The organism is Kitasatospora acidiphila (assembly GCF_006636205.1).
Lineage (GTDB): Bacteria > Actinomycetota > Actinomycetes > Streptomycetales > Streptomycetaceae > Kitasatospora > Kitasatospora acidiphila.
In genome coordinates this window covers 3,986,465-4,007,691 of record NZ_VIGB01000003.1, presented here as the reverse complement: position 1 = coordinate 4,007,691, position 21,227 = coordinate 3,986,465, and the positions used below count along the sequence as shown (strand labels likewise).

At 73.2% G+C, this 21,227-nt stretch carries 20 protein-coding genes, 1 pseudogene and 1 riboswitch; of the genes and pseudogenes, 13 read left to right on the top strand and 8 right to left on the bottom strand.

Annotated features, from left to right (window positions below; genetic code table 11):
* Positions 1-2 precede the first annotated feature (2 nt).
* Entirely contained in the window at positions 3-488 is a 486-nt protein-coding gene (locus E6W39_RS18720; RefSeq protein WP_141634493.1) for a TroA family protein, read from the bottom strand.
* Between the two features lie 52 nt (positions 489-540).
* On the opposite strand from E6W39_RS18720, the gene arfB reads away from it, so the two are divergent.
* On the top strand, positions 541-975 hold the full coding sequence (gene arfB / locus E6W39_RS18715) for an alternative ribosome rescue aminoacyl-tRNA hydrolase ArfB (RefSeq protein WP_141634492.1): 435 nt from the start codon (positions 541-543) through the stop codon (positions 973-975).
* Between the two features lie 14 nt (positions 976-989).
* On the opposite strand, the gene E6W39_RS18710 is transcribed toward arfB, so the two are convergent.
* The gene (locus E6W39_RS18710) at positions 990-1,511 is read right to left on the bottom strand and encodes a flavin reductase family protein (protein WP_228718212.1); all 522 of its coding nucleotides are present in this window, start codon (positions 1,509-1,511) and stop codon (positions 990-992) included.
* Between the two features lie 338 nt (positions 1,512-1,849).
* Here E6W39_RS18710 and E6W39_RS18705 point away from each other — a divergent pair, with 338 nt between their 5' ends.
* Complete coding sequence (locus tag E6W39_RS18705) at positions 1,850-3,757, top strand: GGDEF domain-containing protein (protein WP_141634490.1); 1,908 nt, start codon at positions 1,850-1,852, stop codon at positions 3,755-3,757.
* 10 nt (positions 3,758-3,767) lie between these two features.
* Entirely contained in the window at positions 3,768-4,820 is a 1,053-nt protein-coding gene (locus tag E6W39_RS18700) for a carbohydrate-binding protein (protein ID WP_141634489.1), read from the top strand.
* Positions 4,821-4,903: 83 nt separating this feature from the next.
* Here the strand turns inward: E6W39_RS18700 and nagA are convergent, their stop codons facing one another.
* The 3 genes and pseudogenes from nagA to E6W39_RS18685 form a co-directional block, all read right to left on the bottom strand.
* Positions 4,904-6,085 carry an N-acetylglucosamine-6-phosphate deacetylase gene (gene nagA, locus E6W39_RS18695; RefSeq protein ID WP_141634488.1) on the bottom strand — a complete coding sequence of 394 codons (1,182 nt, stop codon included), beginning with the start codon at positions 6,083-6,085 and terminating at the stop codon, positions 4,904-4,906.
* A pseudogene (locus E6W39_RS18690) lies at positions 6,082-6,973 on the bottom strand (ROK family protein). The gene nagA and the pseudogene E6W39_RS18690 overlap by 4 nt, the downstream one beginning before the upstream one ends.
* A 123-nt stretch (positions 6,974-7,096) precedes the next feature.
* On the bottom strand, positions 7,097-8,014 hold the full coding sequence (locus tag E6W39_RS18685; protein WP_141634487.1) for an SIS domain-containing protein: 918 nt from the start codon (positions 8,012-8,014) through the stop codon (positions 7,097-7,099).
* Between the two features lie 157 nt (positions 8,015-8,171).
* Between E6W39_RS18685 and E6W39_RS18680 the strand changes: the two genes are divergently transcribed.
* The 3 genes from E6W39_RS18680 (at position 8,172) to otsB (ending at position 10,145) form a co-directional block, all read left to right on the top strand.
* Complete coding sequence (locus tag E6W39_RS18680; protein ID WP_141634486.1) at positions 8,172-8,963, top strand: DeoR/GlpR family DNA-binding transcription regulator; 792 nt, start codon at positions 8,172-8,174, stop codon at positions 8,961-8,963.
* Between the two features lie 69 nt (positions 8,964-9,032).
* Positions 9,033-9,260, top strand: coding sequence for a DUF3263 domain-containing protein (locus E6W39_RS18675; RefSeq protein WP_101381747.1), 228 nt, complete (start codon positions 9,033-9,035; stop codon positions 9,258-9,260).
* 30 nt (positions 9,261-9,290) lie between these two features.
* Positions 9,291-10,145, top strand: coding sequence for a trehalose-phosphatase (gene otsB, locus E6W39_RS18670; protein ID WP_141634485.1), 855 nt, complete (start codon positions 9,291-9,293; stop codon positions 10,143-10,145).
* Positions 10,146-10,161: 16 nt separating this feature from the next.
* Here the strand turns inward: otsB and E6W39_RS18665 are convergent, their stop codons facing one another.
* Positions 10,162-11,613, bottom strand: coding sequence for an alpha,alpha-trehalose-phosphate synthase (UDP-forming) (locus E6W39_RS18665; RefSeq protein ID WP_141634484.1), 1,452 nt, complete (start codon positions 11,611-11,613; stop codon positions 10,162-10,164).
* 46 nt (positions 11,614-11,659) lie between these two features.
* The gene (locus tag E6W39_RS18660) at positions 11,660-12,670 is read right to left on the bottom strand and encodes a glucosyl-3-phosphoglycerate synthase (protein WP_141634483.1); all 1,011 of its coding nucleotides are present in this window, start codon (positions 12,668-12,670) and stop codon (positions 11,660-11,662) included.
* Between the two features lie 181 nt (positions 12,671-12,851).
* Positions 12,852-12,983, top strand: a riboswitch (SAM riboswitch).
* A 17-nt stretch (positions 12,984-13,000) separates the two neighbouring features.
* Between E6W39_RS18660 and thrC the strand changes: the two genes are divergently transcribed.
* From thrC to E6W39_RS18630, 6 genes are all read left to right on the top strand, one after another.
* Positions 13,001-14,278, top strand: a complete 1,278-nt coding sequence (gene thrC / locus E6W39_RS18655; protein WP_141634482.1) for a threonine synthase — start codon at positions 13,001-13,003, stop codon at positions 14,276-14,278.
* Positions 14,279-14,345: 67 nt separating this feature from the next.
* Positions 14,346-14,624 carry a MoaD/ThiS family protein gene (locus E6W39_RS18650; protein ID WP_141634481.1) on the top strand — a complete coding sequence of 93 codons (279 nt, stop codon included), beginning with the start codon at positions 14,346-14,348 and terminating at the stop codon, positions 14,622-14,624.
* Positions 14,625-15,132: 508 nt separating this feature from the next.
* Positions 15,133-15,336, top strand: a complete 204-nt coding sequence (locus E6W39_RS18645; RefSeq protein WP_030289665.1) for a cold-shock protein — start codon at positions 15,133-15,135, stop codon at positions 15,334-15,336.
* A gap of 334 nt (positions 15,337-15,670) precedes the next feature.
* The gene (gene groL, locus E6W39_RS18640) at positions 15,671-17,293 is read left to right on the top strand and encodes a chaperonin GroEL (RefSeq protein WP_141634480.1); all 1,623 of its coding nucleotides are present in this window, start codon (positions 15,671-15,673) and stop codon (positions 17,291-17,293) included.
* 112 nt (positions 17,294-17,405) lie between these two features.
* Complete coding sequence (locus tag E6W39_RS18635) at positions 17,406-17,762, top strand: hypothetical protein (RefSeq protein ID WP_181799323.1); 357 nt, start codon at positions 17,406-17,408, stop codon at positions 17,760-17,762.
* Between the two features lie 79 nt (positions 17,763-17,841).
* Positions 17,842-18,525, top strand: coding sequence for a copper homeostasis protein CutC (locus E6W39_RS18630; protein ID WP_141634479.1), 684 nt, complete (start codon positions 17,842-17,844; stop codon positions 18,523-18,525).
* Between the two features lie 109 nt (positions 18,526-18,634).
* Here the strand turns inward: E6W39_RS18630 and E6W39_RS18625 are convergent, their stop codons facing one another.
* Complete coding sequence (locus E6W39_RS18625; protein ID WP_228718211.1) at positions 18,635-20,698, bottom strand: HelD family protein; 2,064 nt, start codon at positions 20,696-20,698, stop codon at positions 18,635-18,637.
* Between the two features lie 306 nt (positions 20,699-21,004).
* Between E6W39_RS18625 and E6W39_RS18620 the strand changes: the two genes are divergently transcribed.
* On the top strand, positions 21,005-21,226 hold the full coding sequence (locus tag E6W39_RS18620; protein WP_141634478.1) for a hypothetical protein: 222 nt from the start codon (positions 21,005-21,007) through the stop codon (positions 21,224-21,226).
* The last annotated feature ends 1 nt before the right edge of the window (position 21,227 follow it).

The window sequence follows — 21,227 nt, the reverse complement described above, 5'->3', positions numbered from 1 at the left end:
ACTCAGATTCGCGGATAACGACCGGCCAGCACCCAGATGTTCGGGTTGTCGCCCAGCTCCGGGTGCAGGTCGGTCAGATCGGCCAGCACGTCCTGCAGGAAGTCCCGGGCCTCGCGGCGCAGTTCCTCGTGGCGCACCACCAGCGGCGGTTCGTCCAGCCAGCTCGCGATGATCTCCACATGCCCGAACCGCCGGGCGAACCTGAGCAGTTCGGTGTTCTGGGTGAAGTCCAGGTCGGCGGTGCGCAGCGCGGCGGCCCGGCTGCCGCGCGGGTCCTCGTCCAGCTGCTCCACGATGTCGCACAGCGCCCAGGCGAAGTCCAGCACCGGCACCCAGCCCCAGGCGGTGGACAACTCCAGCTCGTCCTGGGCCACGTACACGTCCCCGCAGAACAGGTCGTGCCGCAGCGCCTTCACGGAGGCGGTGCGGTAGTCGGTCTGCGGGGGGTCGGGGATCCGCAGCGAGAGGGAGTAGCCGAGCTCGATCACCTGCTCATTTAACCGCGTGACGCGGCGGGGGTACGCCCGGGATGATGGGGGCATGCCCGAGCCAGTGCGCGTTCGGGGCTCGGTGGTGGTGCCGGACGCCGAGCTCGTCTGGCGCTTCTCCCGATCCAGCGGCCCCGGTGGCCAGCATGTGAACACCTCCGACACCCAGGTCGAGCTCCGCTACGACCTGGTGGCCTCCGCGGCGCTGCCCGAGGTCTGGAAGCAGCGCGCCCTGGAGCGGCTGGCGAACCGGCTGGTGGACGGCCGGGTGCTGGTGGTGCGGGCCAGCGAGCACCGCTCGCAGTGGCGCAACCGCGAGGTGGCGGCCGCCCGGCTGGCCTCGCTGCTCGGTGAGGCGACCGCCCCGCCGCCCAAGGCCCGCCGGGCCACCAAGCCCAGCCGCGGGATGGTCGAGCGGCGGCTGTCGAACAAGAAGCACCGCGCGGAGCTCAAGCGCGGCCGGTCGGCGCCGCGCGCCACCGATTAGGCACCGGGCCCGGCTCAGCCCAGCTGCCGGTAGCCGCCGCGGAAGTAGAGCAGCGGCCGGCCGTCCGGGGCCGGCACCCGGGCCCGCAGCACCCGGCCGAGCACCAGGGTGTGGTCGCCCGCGGCTATCCGCTGCTCGGTGCGGCACTCCACGGTCGCCAGGGCGCCGTCGATCAGCGGTGAGTCGGTGAGCTCGGAGCGCTCGTGCGGGGTGTCGGCGAACAGCAGGCGGTCGCTGAGCCGCCCCTTCATGGCGAACCGGGCGGCCACCGCCTTGTGCTCCTCGCCGAGGAGCGAGACGGCCCACAGGTCGATCCGGGAGAGCAGTTCGTCCATCCGGGAGTCCTCGCGCACCGAGACCAGCACCAGCGGCGGTTCCAGCGAGACCGACAGGAACGAAGTCGCGGTCATGCCCGCGTCGTCGCCCGCGTCGGAGGCGGTCACCAGGGCGACTCCGGAGGCCAGCTGGGTGAGCGCGGCGCGGAACTCGTCCGGGGTGGCGTTGGGGGTGGTGAGGTGCTGCGGCGAGGTGGACACGTACCGCACGGTAGCCCCCGGGCTGTGTCGACGGCATCCGGCGGTGGTCCTAAGTCGGGTCCTAGTCCCCTTCCCGGGTGCCCATACCCGGGCATCCGCAAGGGGCGCGGCGGCACGGACCGGGCACGACCCACCTCGAAGTTGGCCATCGCCGGATCCTGTCCGGGCATGACCGAGATGAACCGGGTTTGCCTCTCTATGCGTTCTGTGATTTGAGTCACAAGTAACGACCTATTGCTGACCGAGCGTGCCGATCGTTGTGCTCGCTGTGATTCAGTTCTTCTGGCAATCGGACGATAACCATCAAGACCCACCCGAAGAACCGGGGGAGCCCCCGCATGGAAGCCGAGTCGGAGCCGTACGTCCGCCTCGCGACCCTTCGCACCTTGCACCGGGTCGTGGCGGACCTCAATGCTGCCCGCAGCCTGGCGGGCACCTTGCAGGCCGTCGTCGAGGGGGCGGTGCACGGTCTGGGCTTCGACGCGGCCGCGGTCAGCCTGGTCCGCCCGGACGGCGATCTGGTGGTGGCGGCGGTCTGGGAGTTCGAGGAGCGCGACTACGGCGGCCCCGCGGTGCTGCTCGGCCAGGTGGGCAGCCGGGCCTCCTGGGACCGGCTGCTGGCCGCCGCCGACCACTGGGGCGCGCTGCGGTTCCTGCCGTACGACCGCGGCTGGGCGGTCGAGCCCGACATCCCGCGCTGGACCGGCGACGGCCCGCTGCCGGTCTACGCCAACGACTGGCACCCCGAGGACGGCCTGCTGGCCCCGATGTACAGCGCCGGCGGCGACCTGCTCGGGGTGCTCAGCGTGGACCGCCCGCGCAGCGGCAAACGCCCGGGCGCGTGGACCCGCGAGGCCCTGGAGATGTTCTCGCTGCAGGCCTCGATCGCGATCGGCAACGCCCGGCTGCGGGCCGAGATGCAGCGGGCGCTGGCCCGGATGGAGAAGGACCAGCAGGCGCTGCGGGCCAGCGAGGAGAGCTTCCGCCAGGCCTTCGAGTACGCCCCCAGCGGGATGGCCATCACGGAGCTGCACGGCCCCGCCCGCGGCCAGCTGACCCGGGTCAACGACGCGCTCTGCCGGCTGCTCGGCCGCTCCCGGGCGAGCCTGCGCCAGCACAGCTTCCTCGACCTGGTGCACCCCGACGACCGGGGCCTGCTGGAGCGCACCAGCACCGAGAGCGGCCGGGCCGAGTTGCGGCTGCTGCGGCGGGACGGCAGCTACCAGTGGGTCTGCCTGCGCAACTCGATCGTCGCGGACGCCGCCGAGGGCCCGACCTTCCTGCTCACCCACGTCGAGGACATCGAGGAGCGCAAGCGGCACGAACTCCAGCTGGCCCACCGGGCCAGCCATGACGCGTTGACCGGCCTGCCCAACGGCGCCGAGCTGCGGGCCCGGCTGGCCCGCCGGCTCTGCGCGCTGCCGCAGGGCCCGGGCAGCGCGGCGGCGCACGACGGGGCTCCGCCGGGGCGGGGGCGGGGGGAGCCCGTCGGCGGTCCCTGCGCCCTGGAGACGGTGCCCGCCGCACCCGGCAGTACGGGCTTCCACGGGCCGCACGGGCCGCGTTCGGCATCCCCGGTGCCGGCCGGGGTCGGCGGCCCGTCGGCGCCCGGCCACGGGGCCCACGGCGACCTCGCGGAGCAGGGCGCCGGGGGCTGCGGCACCCTGACCCACGGGTACGCCGAGCGCGGCATGCCGGGCCTGGCCGCGCACGAGGGGTACGGCGCCCCGCCGCCGGACCACGTGCACGCCGTGGTGCCGGGCGACCCGGACGCCGCCCCGGAGCCCTGGCACGGCCCGCAGGCCGCCGGTCCGGCCCCGCAGAAGGGGCTGGCGGTGCTCTTCTGCGATCTGGACGGCTTCAAGTCGGTGAACGACCGGTTCGGCCACAACGCGGGCGACGCGGTGCTGGTGGAGGTGGCCCGGCGGCTCCAGCAGGCGGTCCGCGAGGGTGACACGGTGGCCCGGCTGGGCGGCGACGAGTTCGTGGTGCTGGCCGACTCGATAGGCAGTTCGGAGGCCACCGACCTGGCGGTGCGGCTGCGCGGCGCGGTGCAGCCGCCGATGCGGATAGCCGGGCGGGTGATGCGGGTCGGGGTCAGCCTGGGGATCGGCTGGGCCGGCTGCGGCATGAGCATCGAGGAGGTGCTGCACCAAGCGGACAAGCGGATGTACGACGAGAAGCGGGCCCGGGGCGGCACGCTGCGCGGCTCCCGGGGGGAACGCTCGCACCGGCGCGCCGTGTAGCCCCTGTAGGGTGCCCTGGGTACAGGTGCACCAGCACAGCGACGGGGAGTTGATCAGCGCGATGACGGCCGGCGGCCAGGGGCCCGAGGACGGCGCGGGCGGCGCCCCGCAGGAAGACGACCCGTTCGGGTACCTGTACCGGCCCGCCGAGGGCGCGCCGGGCGTCGAGCAGCCGCCTGCTGCCCCGCGCACCGCGTACCGTCCGATGGAGGTCGGCCGGGCCCAGTACGGCCAGCAGGCGCAGTACGGCCAGCAGGCCCCCCGTCCGCCGCAGGGCCCGCCGCCGCCCTACCTTCAGCAGCAACAGCAGCAGCCCGGCTACGGCGACCCCGCCGCCCAGTTGCCGCACCAGCAGCCCCGGTACGCCGAGCGGTCCCGGCCGCGGCCCGGCGAGGACGCGCCGCGCGGGCGCGGCAAGGGCGCGGTGATCGGCGTGGTGGCGGTGATCGCGGCGATCGCGATCGGCGCCGGCATCGCGCTCTCCGGCAACGACGGCACCAAGAAGGACAACGCCGCCCCCGGGCCGACCGGCAGCGCCGGCCACTCCAGCGCCGGCAGCCCGGCACCGTCGGCCTCGACCGCCGCGTCGTCCCCGCCGCCCTCGCCGAGCGCTGCCTCGGGCGGCTTCGTGGACGCCTCAAAGGCGCAGCCGGGCGGCGGCGCGACGCTGACCAACTCGATAAAGGGCGCGGTCTCCGCCGACGGCAGCTACCTGCAGATGCAGGCGGGCTCCACGGCGACGTTCACGGTGAACGTGCCGACCGCCGGCCTCGGGAAGATCTGGTTCCACTACGGCAACACCAGCGGCGGCCCGGTGAAGGTCGCGGTCACCGTGAACGGCCAGGACCACCCGGGCGGCACCACCTTCAAGAGCTGGGACACCGGCGGCGACCCCACGAAGGCGTGGTCGTTCACCTGGGTGAGCCCGCAGCTGCAGGCCGGGACCAACACCATCGTGGTGACCACCAGCGGCGGTCCGGTGATGCTGGACCAGATGGCGCTGACCGGGATGAACGTGGACGGCAACTACCCGTCCCAGGGCGCGGCTTCACCGACCGGCTGACAGCCGGTCGGTCCGTCGGGCCGGGGCTTCCCCTCGGGAGGTGCCGGTCACCGGGCTCCTCCCGAGGGATAGCTGAGTGGTGCTCAGCTTCCGCTGGAGAAGCGCTCGGCGCCGGTGATCCACTCGCCGCGGCGGACCACGGCGACCAGGTCGTAGGTCTCGGAGTCGAACACCGCCAGGTCGGCGTTCTTCCCGACGGCCAGCGAGCCGATCGAGTCGGACAGGCCGAGCAGGGCGGCCGGGTTGGTCGAGATGGACCGCACGGTCTGGGTGAGGCTCAGCTTGTTGACGAGGACGGAGCGCTTGAAGGCGACGTCCAGGGTGAGCGTGGAGCCGGCGATCGAGCCGCCCTCCACCAGCCGGGCGACGCCGTCCTCGACCCGGACCTGGAGCGGGCCCAGCGGGTAGAGGCCGTCGCCCATCCCGGCCGCGCCCATCGCGTCCGTGATCAGCGCGACCCGCTCGGCACCGGCTGCGCCGTAGGCCAGGTCCAGCACCGACGGGTGCAGGTGGACGCCGTCGTTGATCAGCTCGACGGTGACCCGCTCGTCCTCCAGCAGGGCGACGATCGGGCCGGGCGCCCGGTGGTTGATGCTCGGCATCGCGTTGAACAGGTGGGTGGCGACGGTGGCGCCGGCGTCCACCGCCTCCAGGGTCTTGGTGTAGTCGCAGTCGGTGTGGCCGACCGCCGCGATCACCCCGAGGTCGGCCAGCATCCGGACCGACTCCAGACCGCCGGGCAGCTCCGGGGCCAGCGTGACCATCCTGGCGGTGCCGCGGGCGGCGTCCACCAGCTTGCGGACCAGCGCCGGGTCCGGCTCGCGCAGCAGGTCCGGGCGGTGCGCACCGCAGCGCCCGGGGGAGATGAACGGGCCCTCGAAGTGCACCCCGGCCAGCACCCCGTCCTCGACCAGCTCGGACAGCACCGCCGCCTGCCGGCAGACCTCGTCGATCTCGCCGGTGACGGTGGAGGCGACCGTGGTGGTGGTGCCGTGCTCCAGGTGGGTGCGGGCGGCGACCAGCGCCTCCTCGGCGCTCCCGGAGGCGTAGGAGGCACCGCCGCCGCCGTGCACGTGCAGGTCGACGAACCCCGGGACCACGGTGAAGCCTGTCAGGTCCAGGGCGGTCAGGTCCAGGTCGCCGGCTGCCCTGGGGCCGCCGATCCCGGTGATGGTGCCACCCGAGAAGGCCAGCCGGCCGTCCTCGACGACGCCGCTGGGCAGCACCAGCCGGGCACCGGCCAGGATTGTTTCCTCCGCGGTCACGCGGTCACCTCCGTTGAGAGCAGATCCCAGGCGAGCAGGCCGGCGCCCAGGGAAGCGGCGGTGTCTTTGAGCATGGCCGGGACCACCTTCGGGGCACCTGGAAGGTCAGCCGCTCGGCGACCGCCGCGCGCAGGGGTGTGAAGAGCGTGTCACCGGCCTCGGCCAGCCCGCCGCCGACGATCACCGTCGACGGGTCGAGCAGGCTCTGCGCCAGCACGATGCCGTCGGCGAGGGCGTCCACCGCGCGCTGCCACAGGGCCGTCGCGGCCGGGTCGCCGGCGGCCACCGCCAGCGCGCAGTCGGCGGCGTCGGCGCCCGGGTCGCCCGACGCCTCGGCCCAGGCCCGGGAGACCGCGCCGGCCGAGGCCAGCGTCTCCAGGCAGCCGCGGGCGCCGCAGCCGCAGGCCGGACCGCCGGGACGGACCACCACGTGGCCGATCTCGCCGCCGTAGCCGTGCGCCCCCGACTCGATCCGGCCGTCGATGCCGATGGCTCCGGCGATGCCGGTGCCCAGCGCGATGAAGAGGAACCGCCCGACCCCGCGGCCGGCACCGATCCGCCCTCGGCCAGCCCGCCGGAGCGGACGTCGTGGCCGAGGGCGACCGGCAGGCCGCCGAGCCGCTCGCGGAGCAGTTCGCGCATCGGCAGCTCCCGCCAGCCGAGGTTGGCGGAGAAGACCGCGATCCCGTTCTTCTCGTCGATCGTCCCCGGCACCGCGACGCCGGCCGCGAGCGGACCCTGGCCGAATCGGCTGCGGCCCTCCTCGGCGAGGTCGGCGGCGAAGTCGAGGATGGCGGCGACCACGGCGTCGGTGCCGTGCTCCCGCCCGGTCGGTCGGCGTGCTTCGAACAGCACGGAGCCGTCCTGGGCGAGCAGCGCGGCCTTCATGCCGGTGCCGCCTACATCGAGTGCGATGACGTGCTTCACGGGGGACAGTTTCCCTTGTCCAAGGAGAAGAGGTCTAGTCCAGTGGTCGGATTGGTCCGGCCCGGTCGAGGTGACTGCCGCCGGTCAGAGCAGCACCGACCGGGTGAGGGCCTGCGGGCGGTCCGGATCCAGCCCGCGGGCCTCGGCCAGCGCCACCGCCAGGCGGTGCACCCGGACCAGGTCGGCCATCGGATCCATACCCGCCGGTGCCGAGTCGGCCACCAGCAGGCCGCCGGTTTCCGCGATCTGGGCGTCCAGGCCGGCCGGCAGCTCGCCGAACATCCAGACCGCGCGACCGGGCCCGGTGATGGCGATCGGGCCGTGCCGGTACTCCATGGCCGGGTAGGTCTCGGTCCAGAAGCGGGCCGCCTCGCGCATCTTCAGGCCGGCCTCCAGGGCCAGCCCGTTGGTCCAGTCGGCGCCCAGGAAACTGATCTGATCAATCGTCAGCAGGCCGTCGGGCAGCGGCTGGGCAAGCGCCTGCTCGGCGTCGTCGGCGGCTCGGGCCACCGGGTGCACGCCGGCCGGGAGTGCGCCGTGCAGCTCCAGGTGGGCCCGCAGCAGGGCCAGTGCGCTGGTGGCGAACCGGGTCTGCACCACCGACCGCTCGTCGGCGAAGTCCAGCACCACCAGCCGGTCGGCGGCCTGCTTGATCGGGGTGGTCGGGTCGGCGGTCAGTGCGACGGTCGGGGTCCGGCCGGACAACCGGTCCAGCAGGGCCAGCACCTCGGTGGTGGTGCCGGAGCGGCAGATCACGAGAACCCGGTCGTACTGCCGGGCATAACGGAACTCGGAGGCCGCGAAGGCGTCGGTCTCGCCCTGGCCGGCGGCCTCGCGCAGCGCGGCATAGGCCTGCGCCATGAACCAGGAGGTGCCGCAGCCGACCACGGCGACCCGCTCGCCGGGCTGCGGCAGCGCGGTGTCCGAGGGCTCGGCGAGCGCGGCGGCCCGGCGCCAGGTGGCCGGCTGGGTGGCCAGCTCCTGGGCGGTCAGTGAGCTCATGGCGTTCCTTCCGTCTGCGTGAATGTGCTTGTTTTATAGCTGTTTCGATCAGGAGTGCGCAATAGGGTCGGCAAGTGCGTAACGGCACTACGGCGGCGGACGGCACTGTGCGACGCTGTCCGGGCAGCGGTGGTCGATCAGCTTTGGAAGGCGCGGCGTGTCCCGATACGAGCGATGGAACGGTCTCCTCGAACTCCTCGCCGAGCACGGCAGGTTGGAGGTCGAGGAGGCGGCCACGGCACTCGGCGTCTCGGCCGCCACCATCCGCCGCGACCTGGACCAGCTGGCCCGCCAGCAGATGGTCACCCGCACCCGCGGCGGCGCGGTGGCCCACAACGTCTCCTACGACCTGCCGCTGCGCTACAAGACCGCCCGGCACGCGGGTGCCAAGCAGCGGATCGGCCAGGCGGTGGCGGCACTGATCGACCCGGGCGAGGTGGTCGGCCTGAACGGCGGCACCACCACCACCGAGGTGGCCCGGGCCCTCGCGGTCCGCCCGGAGCTGGCCGAACGGCCGGAAGCCGGTGGCCAGTCGCTCACCGTGGTGACCAACGCGCTCAACATCGCCAATGAGTTGACGGTCCGGCCGGCCGTGAAGATCGTGGTCACCGGCGGTGTCGCCCGCCCGCAGTCCTATGAGCTGATCGGCCCGCTGGCCGCCAGCGTGCTCGGTGAACTCACCATGGACGTCACGGTGTTGGGCGTGGACGCGCTTGACGTCCGGGCCGGCGCGACCGCGCACCACGAGGGCGAGGCCAGCGTCAACCGGCTGCTCGCCGAGCGGGCCCGCCGGGTGGTGGTGGCCGCCGACTCCTCCAAGCTGGGCCGGCGCGCCTTCGCCCGGATCTGCGGGCTGGAGGCGATCGACACCCTGGTCACCGATTCGGCGGCACCCGAGGAGACGGTGGCGGGCTTCGCCGAGGCCGGGATCCGGGTGCTCACCGTCTGACCCGGCCGGCCCCGGGATGGTGGCCTGTGTTCCCGGGGCGGTGGCCGCGTGCCCCGGGATAATGGCCGCATGACCGAGCTCACCGACCGCGACCGCGCCGTGCTGGCCCTGGAGGCCCGCCCCTGGCGCACCCAGGGCGCCAAGGAGCAGGCCGTCCGCGAGGAGCTGGGCATCTCGGCCACCCGCTACTACCAGCTGCTCAACGGCCTGCTGGACCGGCCGGAGGCGCTCGCCCACGCCCCGGTGCTGGTCAACCGGCTGCGGCGGATCCGGGAAGCCCGGCGTGCGGAGCGTTAAGTGAGCGGCCTTGCGGGTAGGTTGGCCGCCATGGGCACCCTGCTGGAACCGACCACCCCCGCCGGCCGTGCGGGCCTGGCCGCGCTGCTGGCCGAGCCCCGCCGCGCCCTGCTCGCCGTCGACTTCGACGGCACCCTGGCGCCGATCGTCGCCGACCCCGAGCAGGCCGTCGCGCACCCGGGCGCGGCCGCCGCCCTGGCCCGGCTGTCCGGCCTGGTCGGCACCGTGGCGGTGGTCACCGGCCGTCCGGCACTGGCCGCGGTGCGGCTCGGCGGCTTCGCCGATGCCCCGGGCCTGGACCACCTGGTGGTGCTCGGCCACTACGGCGCCGAGCGCTGGGACTCCGCGACCGGGCAGCCGATCGCGCCCGGGATCCACCCCGGCGTGGCCGCGGTCCGGGCCGAACTGCCCGCACTGCTGGCCTCGTTGGGCGTCCCCGAGGGCACTGTGGTGGAGGACAAGGAGCTCTCGCTGGCCGTGCACACCCGGCGCACCGCCGACCCGGACGGCGTGCTGGCCCGGCTGCGCACGCCGCTCGCCGACCTGGCCGCCGCGCACGGCCTGGCGGTGGAGCCGGGGCGGATGGTGATCGAGCTGCGCCCGCCCGGCGTGGACAAGGGCGCCGCGCTCACCAGCCTGGTGCGCGAACGCGCGGCCGGCGCCGTCCTCTACGCCGGTGACGACTTGGGCGACCTGGCCGCCTTCGACGCGGTCGACCGGCTGCGGGCCGACGGACTGCCCGGGCTGCTGGTGGCCAGCGGCCCGGTGACCGGCGAGCCGCCGGTGCGCGAGGTGGCCGAGCGGGCCGACCTGGTGGTGCCGGGGCCCGGCGGGGTGGTGGAGCTGCTGGAGCAGTTGGGCGAGGAGCTCGCGACGGCGCGCTGAGCCGCCGCCGAGCCGCTCAGGAGGCGGTCAGCGCGGCCAGCTGGTCGAGGAACCACTGCTGCGGCGAGAGCGCGGTGGCCGCCGCCGCCAGCCGCTTGGTGCGCTCGGTGCGCTCGGCGGCGGGCATGGTCAGGCCCCGGTGCAGCGCCTCGGCGGTCCCGACCACGTCGTAGGGGTTGATCCCGATCGCGTCCTCGGCCAGCTCCGCCCAGGCGCCCGCCTCCCGGGAGAGCACCAGCGCGCAGCCCGCCTCGGAGACCACCGGCACCTCCTTGGCGACCAGGTTCATGCCGTCCCGGATCGGGTTGACCAGCGCCACGTCGGCCAGCCTGTAGGCGGCCAGCGAGCGGGCGAAGTCGTCCTCGACCTGGAGTATCAGCGGCTGCCAGGTGGCGGTGCCGAACTCGGCGTTGATCTCCTCGCTGATCCGCCGCACCGCTGCCGTGTAGTCGCGGTACTCGGCCAGGTCCTGCCGGGACGGGTAGGCGAAGGCGATGTGCACCAGCCGGTCGTGCCACTCGGGGCGGGTGCGCAGCAGGTGCAGGTAGGCCTGCAGGCCGCGCACGATGTTCTTGCTCAGCTCGGTGCGGTCCACCCGGACGATGGTTCGCCGCTCGCCCACCGCGGCCTTCAGCGCGGCCAGCCGCTCGTCGACGTCGGCCCGGTGCGCCCGCTCGCGCAGGAACTCCGCGTCGGCGCCCAGCGGGTGCACGCCCAGCGCCGTGGTGCGGCCCTGGAAGGTCACGGTCAGCGCCGCCCGGTCCACGGTGGCGCCCAGCACCCGCTCGCAGCAGTCGGCGAACGCCTCGGCCCAGCGCCGGGTGTGGAAGCCGGCCCGGTCCGCGCCCAGCACCCCGGTCAGCACGGCGGCGGCCGGCTCGTCGGGCAGCAGCCGGAAGTAGTCGACCGGCGCCCAGGGGGTGTGCAGGAAGTAGCCGATCCGCAGGTCGGGGCGGCGCTCCCGGAGCAGGGCCGGCACCAGGGTCAGGTGGTAGTCCTGGACCAGCACCGCCGCGCCCGGCGCGGCCTCGGCGGCCAGCGCCGCGGCGAAGGCCTCGTTGTACTCCCGGAACCCGGCCCAGCGCTCGGCCGCGGCCTGGTCGAAGGCCGGCGCGGTGGGGGTGTTGTAGAGCTGGTGGTGCAGGAACCACAGGGTGGAGTTGGCCACCCCGTTGTACGCCTGGTCGAAGACCACCGGATCGATGTCCAGCATCCGGACGGCCTGTCCGCCGACGTCGAACCCGGCCAGGTCCAGGCGGCCCTGCGGGGACTGCCGGGCGGCGGCCCGGTCAGCCTCGCCGAGCGCCGCGCAGACCCAGACCGCGTGCGGGTCGTCGATCGCGGACAGCCCGGACACCAGGCCGCCGCCACCGCGGCGCGGTGTCAGGCTGCCGTCCGGGGCGTGGCGGAAGGCGACCGGGCCGCGGTTGGAAGCGACCAGGACGCGTGCGGTCGTTTGCTCGGCCATACCGGCAACCTTGCCGGGGGCGCCGGGTGGCAAACCAGGGCCTTGGTCACATCCGCTGGTTCCGGTACTCCGGCAGCTCGATCATCGGCGGCCGCTCCAGGGCCGTCACCGGGTGGTCGTGCGCCGTGAAGTCCCGGGTCAGCGGGTCCCGGGAGAACTGGGTGAGCACCGGGCGGGCCAGGTCGTCGGCGGCCTTGAGCCGGTTGGTGCGGTCCAGCCGCTCCAGCGCGGTGCGGTAGATGGTGGCGGCCATCCGGCCCAGTGCCTGGCTGTCCTGGTGGCGGTGGTGGCGCACTCCGACGTCCACCTGGGCCAGCGCGTCCAGCCCGACCAGCTCCAGGGCGTCGACCAGCAGGCCCAGCTCCACCCCGTAGCCGGTCGGGAAGTGCAGCCGGTCCAGCAGCGAGCGGCGGGCCGCGTACTCGCCGCCGAGCGGCTGCACGAAGCCGGCCAGCTGCGGCCAGTGCAGGTTGAGCAGGGGTCTGGCGACCAGCTCGGTCACCCGGCCGCCGCCGGCCGGCACCACCGCGCCCTCGGCCTCCAGCGGGCGGTCGTACATCGCCTTGACCAGCTGGATGTCCGGGTCGGTGAGCAGCGGGCCGACGATCCCGGAGACGAACGCCGGGTCGAACTCGCGCAGGTCGGCATCGATGAAGCAGACGATCGCCCCGCTGGTCACCAGCAGCGAGCGCCACAGCACCTCGCCCTTGCCGGGCACGGCCGGCAGCCGGGGCAGGATCGCGTCCCGGCGCACCACCCGGGCACCGGCGGCCGCGGCCACCTCGGCGGTCCGGTCCACCGAGCCGGAGTCCACCACCACCAGCTCGTCCACCAGCGGGATCCGCTCCATCAGCTCACGGCGGATCACCTCGACGATCTCGCCGACCGTGGACTCCTCGTCGAGCGCCGGCAGCACCACGCTGACCGTGCCGGCCGCCCCGGCCGCCTCCTTCGCGGCCAGTAACCGCGGCACCGGCCGGTCGGCCGCGGTCCAGGACCTGCGGCGCAACCAGCGGGCCGCCTCCGGGAGTAGCGCGGGGCTCTGCTCGGCTGGCAAATCTCGCTCCTTGTACGCGTGGGAATGGTCCGGGGCGTCTCGCGTGGCGGACGGCCCCTTTCCGCTGTGGTGCCTTCGGATACAGTCTTCGTACTGCGGTCAGACCTTCGCACACCGGGGTGGACCGCCGGGAAAACGTCGGCTCTCGCATCCGTGCGCTGCGCCGATGACAACTTCACAGAGCTCATCCAGAGGGACTGAGGGAACGGCCCGTTGACGTCCCGGCAACCTTCTCGACCGGCCTTTAGCAGGCCCCGGCGAGACAGGTGCCAATTCCGGCCCGGGCGCGACCGCGTCCCGGGGAAGATGAGGAGAGAGGCCTCGCCGCCCATGGCTACCGCTACCCCTGCCGCAACGTCCACCGTTGATCTCGGCCCCGCCGCCGCCCTGTCCTGTCGGGAGTGCGGCACCCGGTTCCCGCTCGGTCCCAGCTTCGCCTGCCTGGAGTGTTTCGGCCCGCTGGAGATCGCCTACGACTACAGCGACCACGGCGCCGCCGAGTTGCGGGCCCGGATCGAGGCCGGCCCGGCCTCCATCTGGCGCTACGCCCCGCTGCTGCCGGTCCCGGCCGACGTGGCGACCAAGCCCAACCTGAACCCCGGCTGGACCCCGCTGGTCGAGGCCGACCGGCTCGGCAAGGAGCTCGGCTTCACCGCCCGGCTGCACGTCAAGGACGACTCCGGCAACCCCACCCACTCGTTCAAGGACCGGGTGGTGGCCTGCGCCATCGAGGCGGCCCGGGCCTTCGACTTCACCACCCTTTCCTGCTCCTCCACCGGCAACCTGGCCGGCGCGGTGGGCGCCGCGGCGGCCCGGGCCGGCCTGCGCTCCTGCGTCTTCATCCCGCACGACCTGGAGCACGCCAAGATCGTCATGGCCGCGGTCTACGGCGGCGACCTGGTCGGCATCGAGGGCAACTACGACGACGTGAACCGGTTCTGCTCCGAGCTGATCGGCGATCCGGCCGGTGAGGGCTGGGGCTTCGTCAACGTCAACCTGCGGCCGTACTACGGCGAGGGCTCCAAGACGCTGGCCTTCGAGATCTGCGAGCAGCTCGGCTGGCGGCTGCCGGAGCAGATCGTGATCCCGATCGCCTCCGGCTCCCAACTCACCAAGATCGACAAGGGGTTGCGGGAGCTGATCGAGCTCGGACTGGTCGAGGACCGGCCGTACCGGATCTTCGGTGCCCAGGCGACCGGCTGCTCCCCGGTGGCCGAGGCGTTCAAGGCGGGGCGCGACGTGATCCGCCCGGTCAAGCCGGACACCATCGCCAAGTCGCTGGCGATCGGCAACCCGGCGGACGGCCCGTACGTGCTGGACATCGCCCGGCGCACCGGCGGCGCGGTGGAGGACGTCACCGACGCCGAGGTGGTCGAGGCGATCCGGCTGCTGGCCCGCACCGAGGGCATCTTCGCCGAGACCGCCGGCGGCGTGACCATCGGCGTGCTCAAGAAGTTGGTCGAGAGCGGACAGCTGGACCCGGACAAGGAGACCGTGGCGATCAACACCGGCGACGGCCTCAAGACGCTGGACGCGGCGGCAGGGGCCGGCCTGACCGCGGTGATCCGGCCGAGCCTGGAGTCGTTCCGGGCCGCCGGCCTGGTCTGAGTCCGCCCGCATCCCCCACCCGGAACCGCCCGAACGCCATGAGCGCCTTGAGCAAGGAGTACCTCCGATGAGCGCCACCGTCCGCATTCCCACCATCCTGCGCACCTACACCGACGGCCGGTCCGAAGTGCCCGCCGAGGGCGCCACCCTGGCCGAGGTGATCGCCGACCTGGACCGCAACCACACCGGCATCGGTGCCCGACTCCTGGACGACACCGGCAAGTTGCGCCGGTTCGTCAACGTGTACGTGAACGACGACGACGTGCGGTTCGCCGAGGGCCTGGCGACCGAGATCCCCGGCGGCGCCGGCATCTCGATCATCCCGGCTGTGGCGGGCGGCTGCTGACGGCCCATCAGGGCCCCGTGGGGCGTCGTGCGGTCATGGCGGGCCGCGCGGCGCCCCGTGCCGTGTCCGGGGGTGGTCCGCGGCGCTCCTCGGCAGGGCATAGGCTGTCGGTGCCGGCAGCGGTTCGGACGTCTTGGTCGCCGAGACGCAACTGCCGAGGTACCACTGGAATCGTGCTCGGGACGCGTCAGAAATTCTCGGGCAATTCGTGGTTTAAGTCCGCTATGTCCCAGGCGAATTGCCGACTCTGTCGCATTCCTCCCCAGCTGTCCCCCGGCGGGGCCGTCGAATTGGCGTCCAGTGACCCTGTTGCTCAGGGCGCTGCTCCGGATACATTCAGCCGCGGTCGACGCATTTGCCTGCCTCGGGGCGCCAACTGGCGCCCTGGCGTGGGTTGCTGCGGCATGCAGGGCCACGCCCCGGGGGACACCTTCGGCATGGTCCGCCAGACCCGGGTCCGCGACCGGCGGACCCGTGAAGGGCCAGCACAGCACTAGGGGAGTTCGGAATGGCTCAGGGCACCGTCAAGTGGTTCAACGCGGAGAAGGGCTACGGCTTCATCGCGGTCGACGGTGGTGCGGACGTGTTCGTCCACTACAGCGCGATCCAGATGGACGGCTACCGCACCCTCGAGGAGGGCCAGCGGGTCGAGTTCGAGATCTCCCAGGGGCAGAAGGGCCCGCAGGCGGACATGGTCCGCGCCGCGGTCTGACCTTTCCGATCCTCGGGGGCCTCGGCTCCGACCGAGCTGGTGGACCAAAGCGGCCGAGCCCGCGCCCGACTTCCCATCCGGGAGTCGGGCGCGGGCTCGGCCGCTTGTCGTCGCCGCGCGGTTCATCCCGGCGCGTCGTTCACCTTGAAGGAGCTTGCACTCGCCACACCGGAGTGCTAATCATTGGCGTTAGCACTCACAGCTTGAGAGTGACAAACGGACCGGGTCGGTGAGGCTCGGAGTGCGGCAGGGGACAGGACCCCCGCGCTCCAGGCCGTCCGTCGCGGGCACCTCTGGTCCGAGCAGTCGACCGTGTCCTGGAGGACCACTTCCAATGGCCAAGATCATCGCGTTTGACGAGGAAGCTCGCCGCGGCCTTGAGCGCGGCATGAACCAGCTTGCCGACGCCGTCAAGGTGACGCTGGGCCCCAAGGGCCGCAACGTCGTCCTTGAGAAGAAGTGGGGCGCCCCCACGATCACCAACGACGGTGTCTCCATCGCCAAGGAGATCGAGCTCGAGGACCCCTACGAGAAGATCGGCGCGGAGCTCGTCAAGGAGGTCGCCAAGAAGACCGACGACGTCGCGGGTGACGGCACCACCACCGCCACCGTGCTGGCCCAGGCCCTGGTGCGCGAGGGTCTGCGCAACGTCGCCGCCGGCGCCAACCCGATGGCCCTGAAGCGCGGCATCGAGAAGGCCGTCGCCGCCGTCTCCGACCAGCTGCTGGCCCAGGCCCGCAACGTGGAGACCAAGGAGCAGATCGCCGCGACCGCCTCGATCTCCGCCGCCGACACCCAGATCGGCGAGCTGATCGCCGAGGCCATGGACAAGGTCGGCAAGGAAGGCGTCATCACCGTCGAGGAGAGCAACACCTTCGGTCTGGAGCTGGAGCTCACCGAGGGCATGCGCTTCGACAAGGGCTACATCTCGGCCTACTTCGCCACCGACCTGGAGCGGATGGAGGCGTCGTTCGACGACCCGTACATCCTGATCGCCAACTCCAAGATCGGCTCGGTCAAGGACCTGCTCCCGCTGCTGGAGAAGGTCATGCAGTCCGGCAAGCCGCTGCTGATCATCGCCGAGGACGTCGAGGGCGAGGCCCTGTCGACCCTGGTGGTCAACAAGATCCGCGGCACCTTCAAGTCCGTCGCCGTCAAGGCCCCGGGCTTCGGCGACCGCCGCAAGGCCATGCTGGGCGACATCGCCATCCTCACCGGCGGCACCGTGATCTCCGAGGAGGTCGGCCTCAAGCTGGAGAACGCCGGTCTCGACCTGCTGGGCACCGCCCGCAAGGTGGTCATCACCAAGGACGAGACCACCATCGTCGACGGTGGCGGCGACAGCGACCAGGTCGCCGGCCGGGTCAACCAGATCCGCGCCGAGATCGAGAACAGCGACTCGGACTACGACCGCGAGAAGCTCCAGGAGCGCCTCGCCAAGCTGGCCGGCGGCGTGGCCGTCATCAAGGCCGGCGCGGCCACCGAGGTCGAGCTCAAGGAGCGCAAGCACCGCATCGAGGACGCCGTGCGCAACGCCAAGGCGGCCGTCGAGGAGGGCATCGTCGCCGGCGGTGGCGTGGCCCTGCTGCAGGCCGGTGTCGCGTTCGACAAGCTGGAGCTGGACGGCGACGAGGCCACCGGTGCCAACATCGTGAAGGTCGCGCTGGAGGCCCCGATCAAGCAGATCGCCACCAACGCCGGCCTCGAGGGCGGTGTCGTGGTGGAGAAGGTCCGCAACCTCCCCGCGGGCCACGGCCTGAACGCCGCCACCAACGAGTACGTCGACCTGGTCGCCGAGGGCATCATCGACCCGGCCAAGGTCACCCGCTCGGCGCTGCAGAACGCCGCCTCCATCGCGGCGCTCTTCCTCACCACCGAGGCCGTCATCGCCGACAAGCCGGAGAAGGCCGCTGCCCCGGCCGGCGGCGGCATGCCGGGCGGTGACATGGACTTCTGATCCTCCATCGAGGATCGGTCGTTCTGATCGCTTCGCGAGGGCGGTCTCCCCATCGGGAGGCCGCCCTCGCGGCGTTTCCCGGAGCAGCTCCGAACTTGAAAGAATCGCCGGTATGAGTGATCTCGAAGCCGCCCTGCACACCGCCCGGGCCGCGATCCTGGCCGACCTGTCGGCGCGTGATGCGGCGGACGCCGCCGTGGTGTCGCTGGTGGAGGACGCCGTGACGCACCGGCGCTGGTGGCTGGAGCAGTGGCCGCAGGGGACCGAGTACGTGCTCGGGCTGGTGGCGCAGGACGTGCAGGACGCGCTGCTGGAGCAGTACGGGCGGTGGCCGATCTGCCTGGACTGCCAGGCGGCCGACGGCGATCTGCACGCGCTGAGCGTGGAGCCGGAGTTGGGCCCCGATCCGCACTGGGTGTGCGGCAAGCGGGGCGTGGTGGTGGCCCCGGTCGGATCGCTGGCGGCGTAGCGGCCCGGCCGGCGGCCGGTGTCGCCCGGCTGCTGCAGGGGGCTCGCGGGGTGAGCCGCCGGTGTGGCAGGCTACCGATATGTCTAGACCAATTCTTGAAGTCATCGCGCTGACCGCGTCAGACGCCCAGGCCGCCCAGTCCGGTGGCGCCGACCGCCTCGAACTGGTCACCGACATGGCCGCCGACGGACTCAGCCCGGCGGTGGCCGACTTCGCCGCGATCCGGGCGGCGGTGGACCTCCCGCTGCGGGTGATGCTGCGGATCCGCGACGGCTTCGGCCCCGGCGACCTGGACCAGCTCGGCGAGCGGGCCGCCGCGCTGCGCGCCGAGGGCGCCGAGGAGTTCGTGCTCGGCTTCCTGACCCCCGACGGCGCGGTGGACCTGCCCGCCGTCCGGGCCGTCGCCGCGGCCGTGGCCGGCTGCCGCTGGACCTTCCACCGGGCCATCGACCACAGCGCCGACCGGGCCGCCGTGCGGGCCGCGGTCGCCGAACTGCCCGGCCTGGACACCTTCCTCACCTCGGGCGCCGCCGCCGGGGTGGATGCCGGGCGCCAGGTGCTCTCCGGCGAGCTGGCCAAGGCGGGCGAGCCCGGTTACCGCCAGCGGATCCTGATCGGCGGCGGCCTGCGCGAGGAGCACCTGCCCGGGCTGCTCGCCGAGGGCTTCGACGCCTTCCACGTCGGCGGGGCGGTGCGCACCGACGGCTGGGCCGGCGGCGTCGACCCGGCCAAGGTCGCGCGCTGGCGCGAGCTGATCGACTGAACGCACTCCGCGCGGCTCGACTGAACGCACTCCCGGCGGTGCCGGCTGGTCGACCGAACGCAGTCCTGACGGCGAGTCGACCGACCCGCCGTCAGGACCTGCCGCCGTCTCAGCCCAGCTCGGCCGGCAGCGGCTCGGCGTGCAGCACGGTCAGCCCCGACACCGCACGGGTCAGCGCCACATAGAGCCGGCGCAGCCCGGTGCGCCGGTCCGGCTCGCCGGCCACCACCGCGGCCGGCTCGTCCAGCACCACGTAGTCGTACTCCAGACCCTTCGCCAGCGAGGCCGGCACCAGGGTGAGCCGGGCCTCGGCGGTGGTCTCGGTGCCCGGGGTGAGGAACGGCATCCCGGCCGCGTGCAGCGCCGCCTCCAGGGCCTGCAGCCGGTCGTCCGCCGCGATCAGGCCGGTGGAGCCCTCCCGGCCCAGCGCCTCCCGGCAGGCCGCCAGCACCGCGCCGGTCAGGTCCTCCGCCACCCGGCGGATCGCCAGGGTGTCCTGGCCGGTGCGGATCGAGGTGGCCGGGGCCAGGCCCGGCGCGATCGACGGCAGCAGCCGGGACGCGTAGGAGATCACCTGCTCGGGCACCCGGAAGCCGGTGGTCAGCTCCTCGACATGGGCGCCGTCCTTGCCCAGGTGCCGCAGCGCCTCCGGCCAACTCGCGGTCGCCCACGGGGTGGTGCCCTGCGCCAGGTCGCCGAGCACGGTGGCGGAGCCGGTGGTGCAGCGGCGGCCGACCGCGCGGTACTGCATCGGGGAGAGGTCCTGCGCCTCGTCCAGCACCACATGGCCGAGCGAGGGGGTGCGCTGCACCAGGTCGGTGGCCTCGTCCACCAGCACCGCGTCAGCCGCCGTCCAGGGCGCGGTCTTCACCGACCGGCCCGGCTTGGGCCACAGGATCGCCGCCTGCTCCTCGGGGGTGAGGATCCCCTCGGCGCAGCGCGCCAGGAACTCCGCGTCACCCAGCAGCCGCAGCACCAGCTTGGCCGGGTCCACCGCCGGCCAGCAGGCCTTCACCACCGCCTTGACCTCGCGGGAGCGGGCCACCGCGTCCTGCACCCGGTCGTCGGGGGCCTCGCCGCCCTGCTCCATCTTGAGCAGCACGGCGTGCGCGATCCGCTGCGGCAGCGCCGCCATCGCCGCGCCGTAGCGGATCTCCCGGCCGGCCAACTCCTCGATGATCTCGATCAGTTCATAGACCGGAACCCGCCAGCGCCGGGAGCCGCGGACCACCATGCAGGGCTCGGTGGGCATCGTGATGCCGTCCCGCACGGCGCGGCGCAGCACCTCGGCCAACCGCGCGTCGCCCTTGATCACGGCGGCCTCGGGGGCGTCCTGGGCCCGCACCTCGACGTGCGCCACCAGCTGCTGCACGGTGGCCTGCGCCACGTCCAACTCGCCGAGCGCGGGCAGCACCTGCTCGATGTAGGAGAGGAACGAGCTGTTCGGCCCGATCACCAGGGTGCCGGCCTTGGCCAGCCGCTCCCGGTGCGCGTAGAGCAGGTACGCCACGCGGTGCAGGCCGACGGCGGTCTTCCCGGTGCCCGGGGCGCCCTGCACGCAGACCGTGCCGCTCACGTCGGCGCGGACGATCTCGTCCTGCTCGGGCTGGATGGTGGCCACGATGTCGCGCATCGGGCCGACGCGGGGCTTCTCGATCTCGGCCGCGAGCAGGGCCGAGGCCTGCTCGATCTCGGCCGGGTCGCTCAGGTTCTCGTCCTCATAGGCCGTCAGTTCACCGCCGGTGTAGCCGAATCGGCGCCGCTTGGCGATGTCCATCGGGTCCTTGCGGCTGGCCTGGTAGAAGGTCTGGGAGACCGGGGCCCGCCAGTCGATCACCATCGGATCGCCCTCGGCGTCGTGCACGTGGCGGCGGCCGATGTAGAACCGGGACCCTCCGGCGCCCTCGCTCGCGTCCTCGCCGATCGCGCGCAGGAAGTCCAGGCGGCCGAAGAACAGCGGGGTGTCCGCCAGGTCGGCCAGGGCGGCGATCCGGCGCTGGATCTGGTCGTGCAGCACCTGCTGGGTGACCCAGGTGCCGGCCACGTCCGAGATGTCCAGCTGCTCGGCGTCCTCGCGCATCGCGCGCAGGGCGGCCCTGGAGGACGCCAGGTGGTTCCGCTCCCGCTGCAGCGGGTCGGCGGGGTCGGTGGTGGTGGGGGCGGCGGAATGCACAGCGAACCTTCCCAGCCGTGCCGATCGGGCACGGCGGTCTCGTCGTAGCTCACGGTGAGCCTGGCCGGTTGCCGAGCGGCCAGGGCCTCCCCAGGGCAGCCGGGCACGGCGCCGCTGATCGGGAGGGGGCAGACCGGACAGCTTAGACCCGTGGCGGCACCGCGGGCCAGCCGATTCGTCGGCGGACGTCAGGGTCGCCGTACGCCCGCCGTAGGGGCCTTGTACGCCCGGCGGACGACTTCGGCCCCATCGGTTGCGGCCTTTCGGCTGATGTGCCGACGGTGTCGGAAAACTACCGTGGAAGACATGAGCACCGTTCACTTGACGGCGCACCCGGCAGCGGCCAGCACCCCCCGGGCGCGCACCAGTACCGAGTCCCTGCCCACCACCGACCGGCCCCCCGGCGCCACCCAGCTGGACCGGCCGCACCGCCGCCGACCTCTGCACAGCGCCGTGCGCGTCGTCGGCATCGTGCTGGACACCGCCGCGCGCGTGGTCTTCCTCGGGCGCGACGGCGTCAACCTCTAGC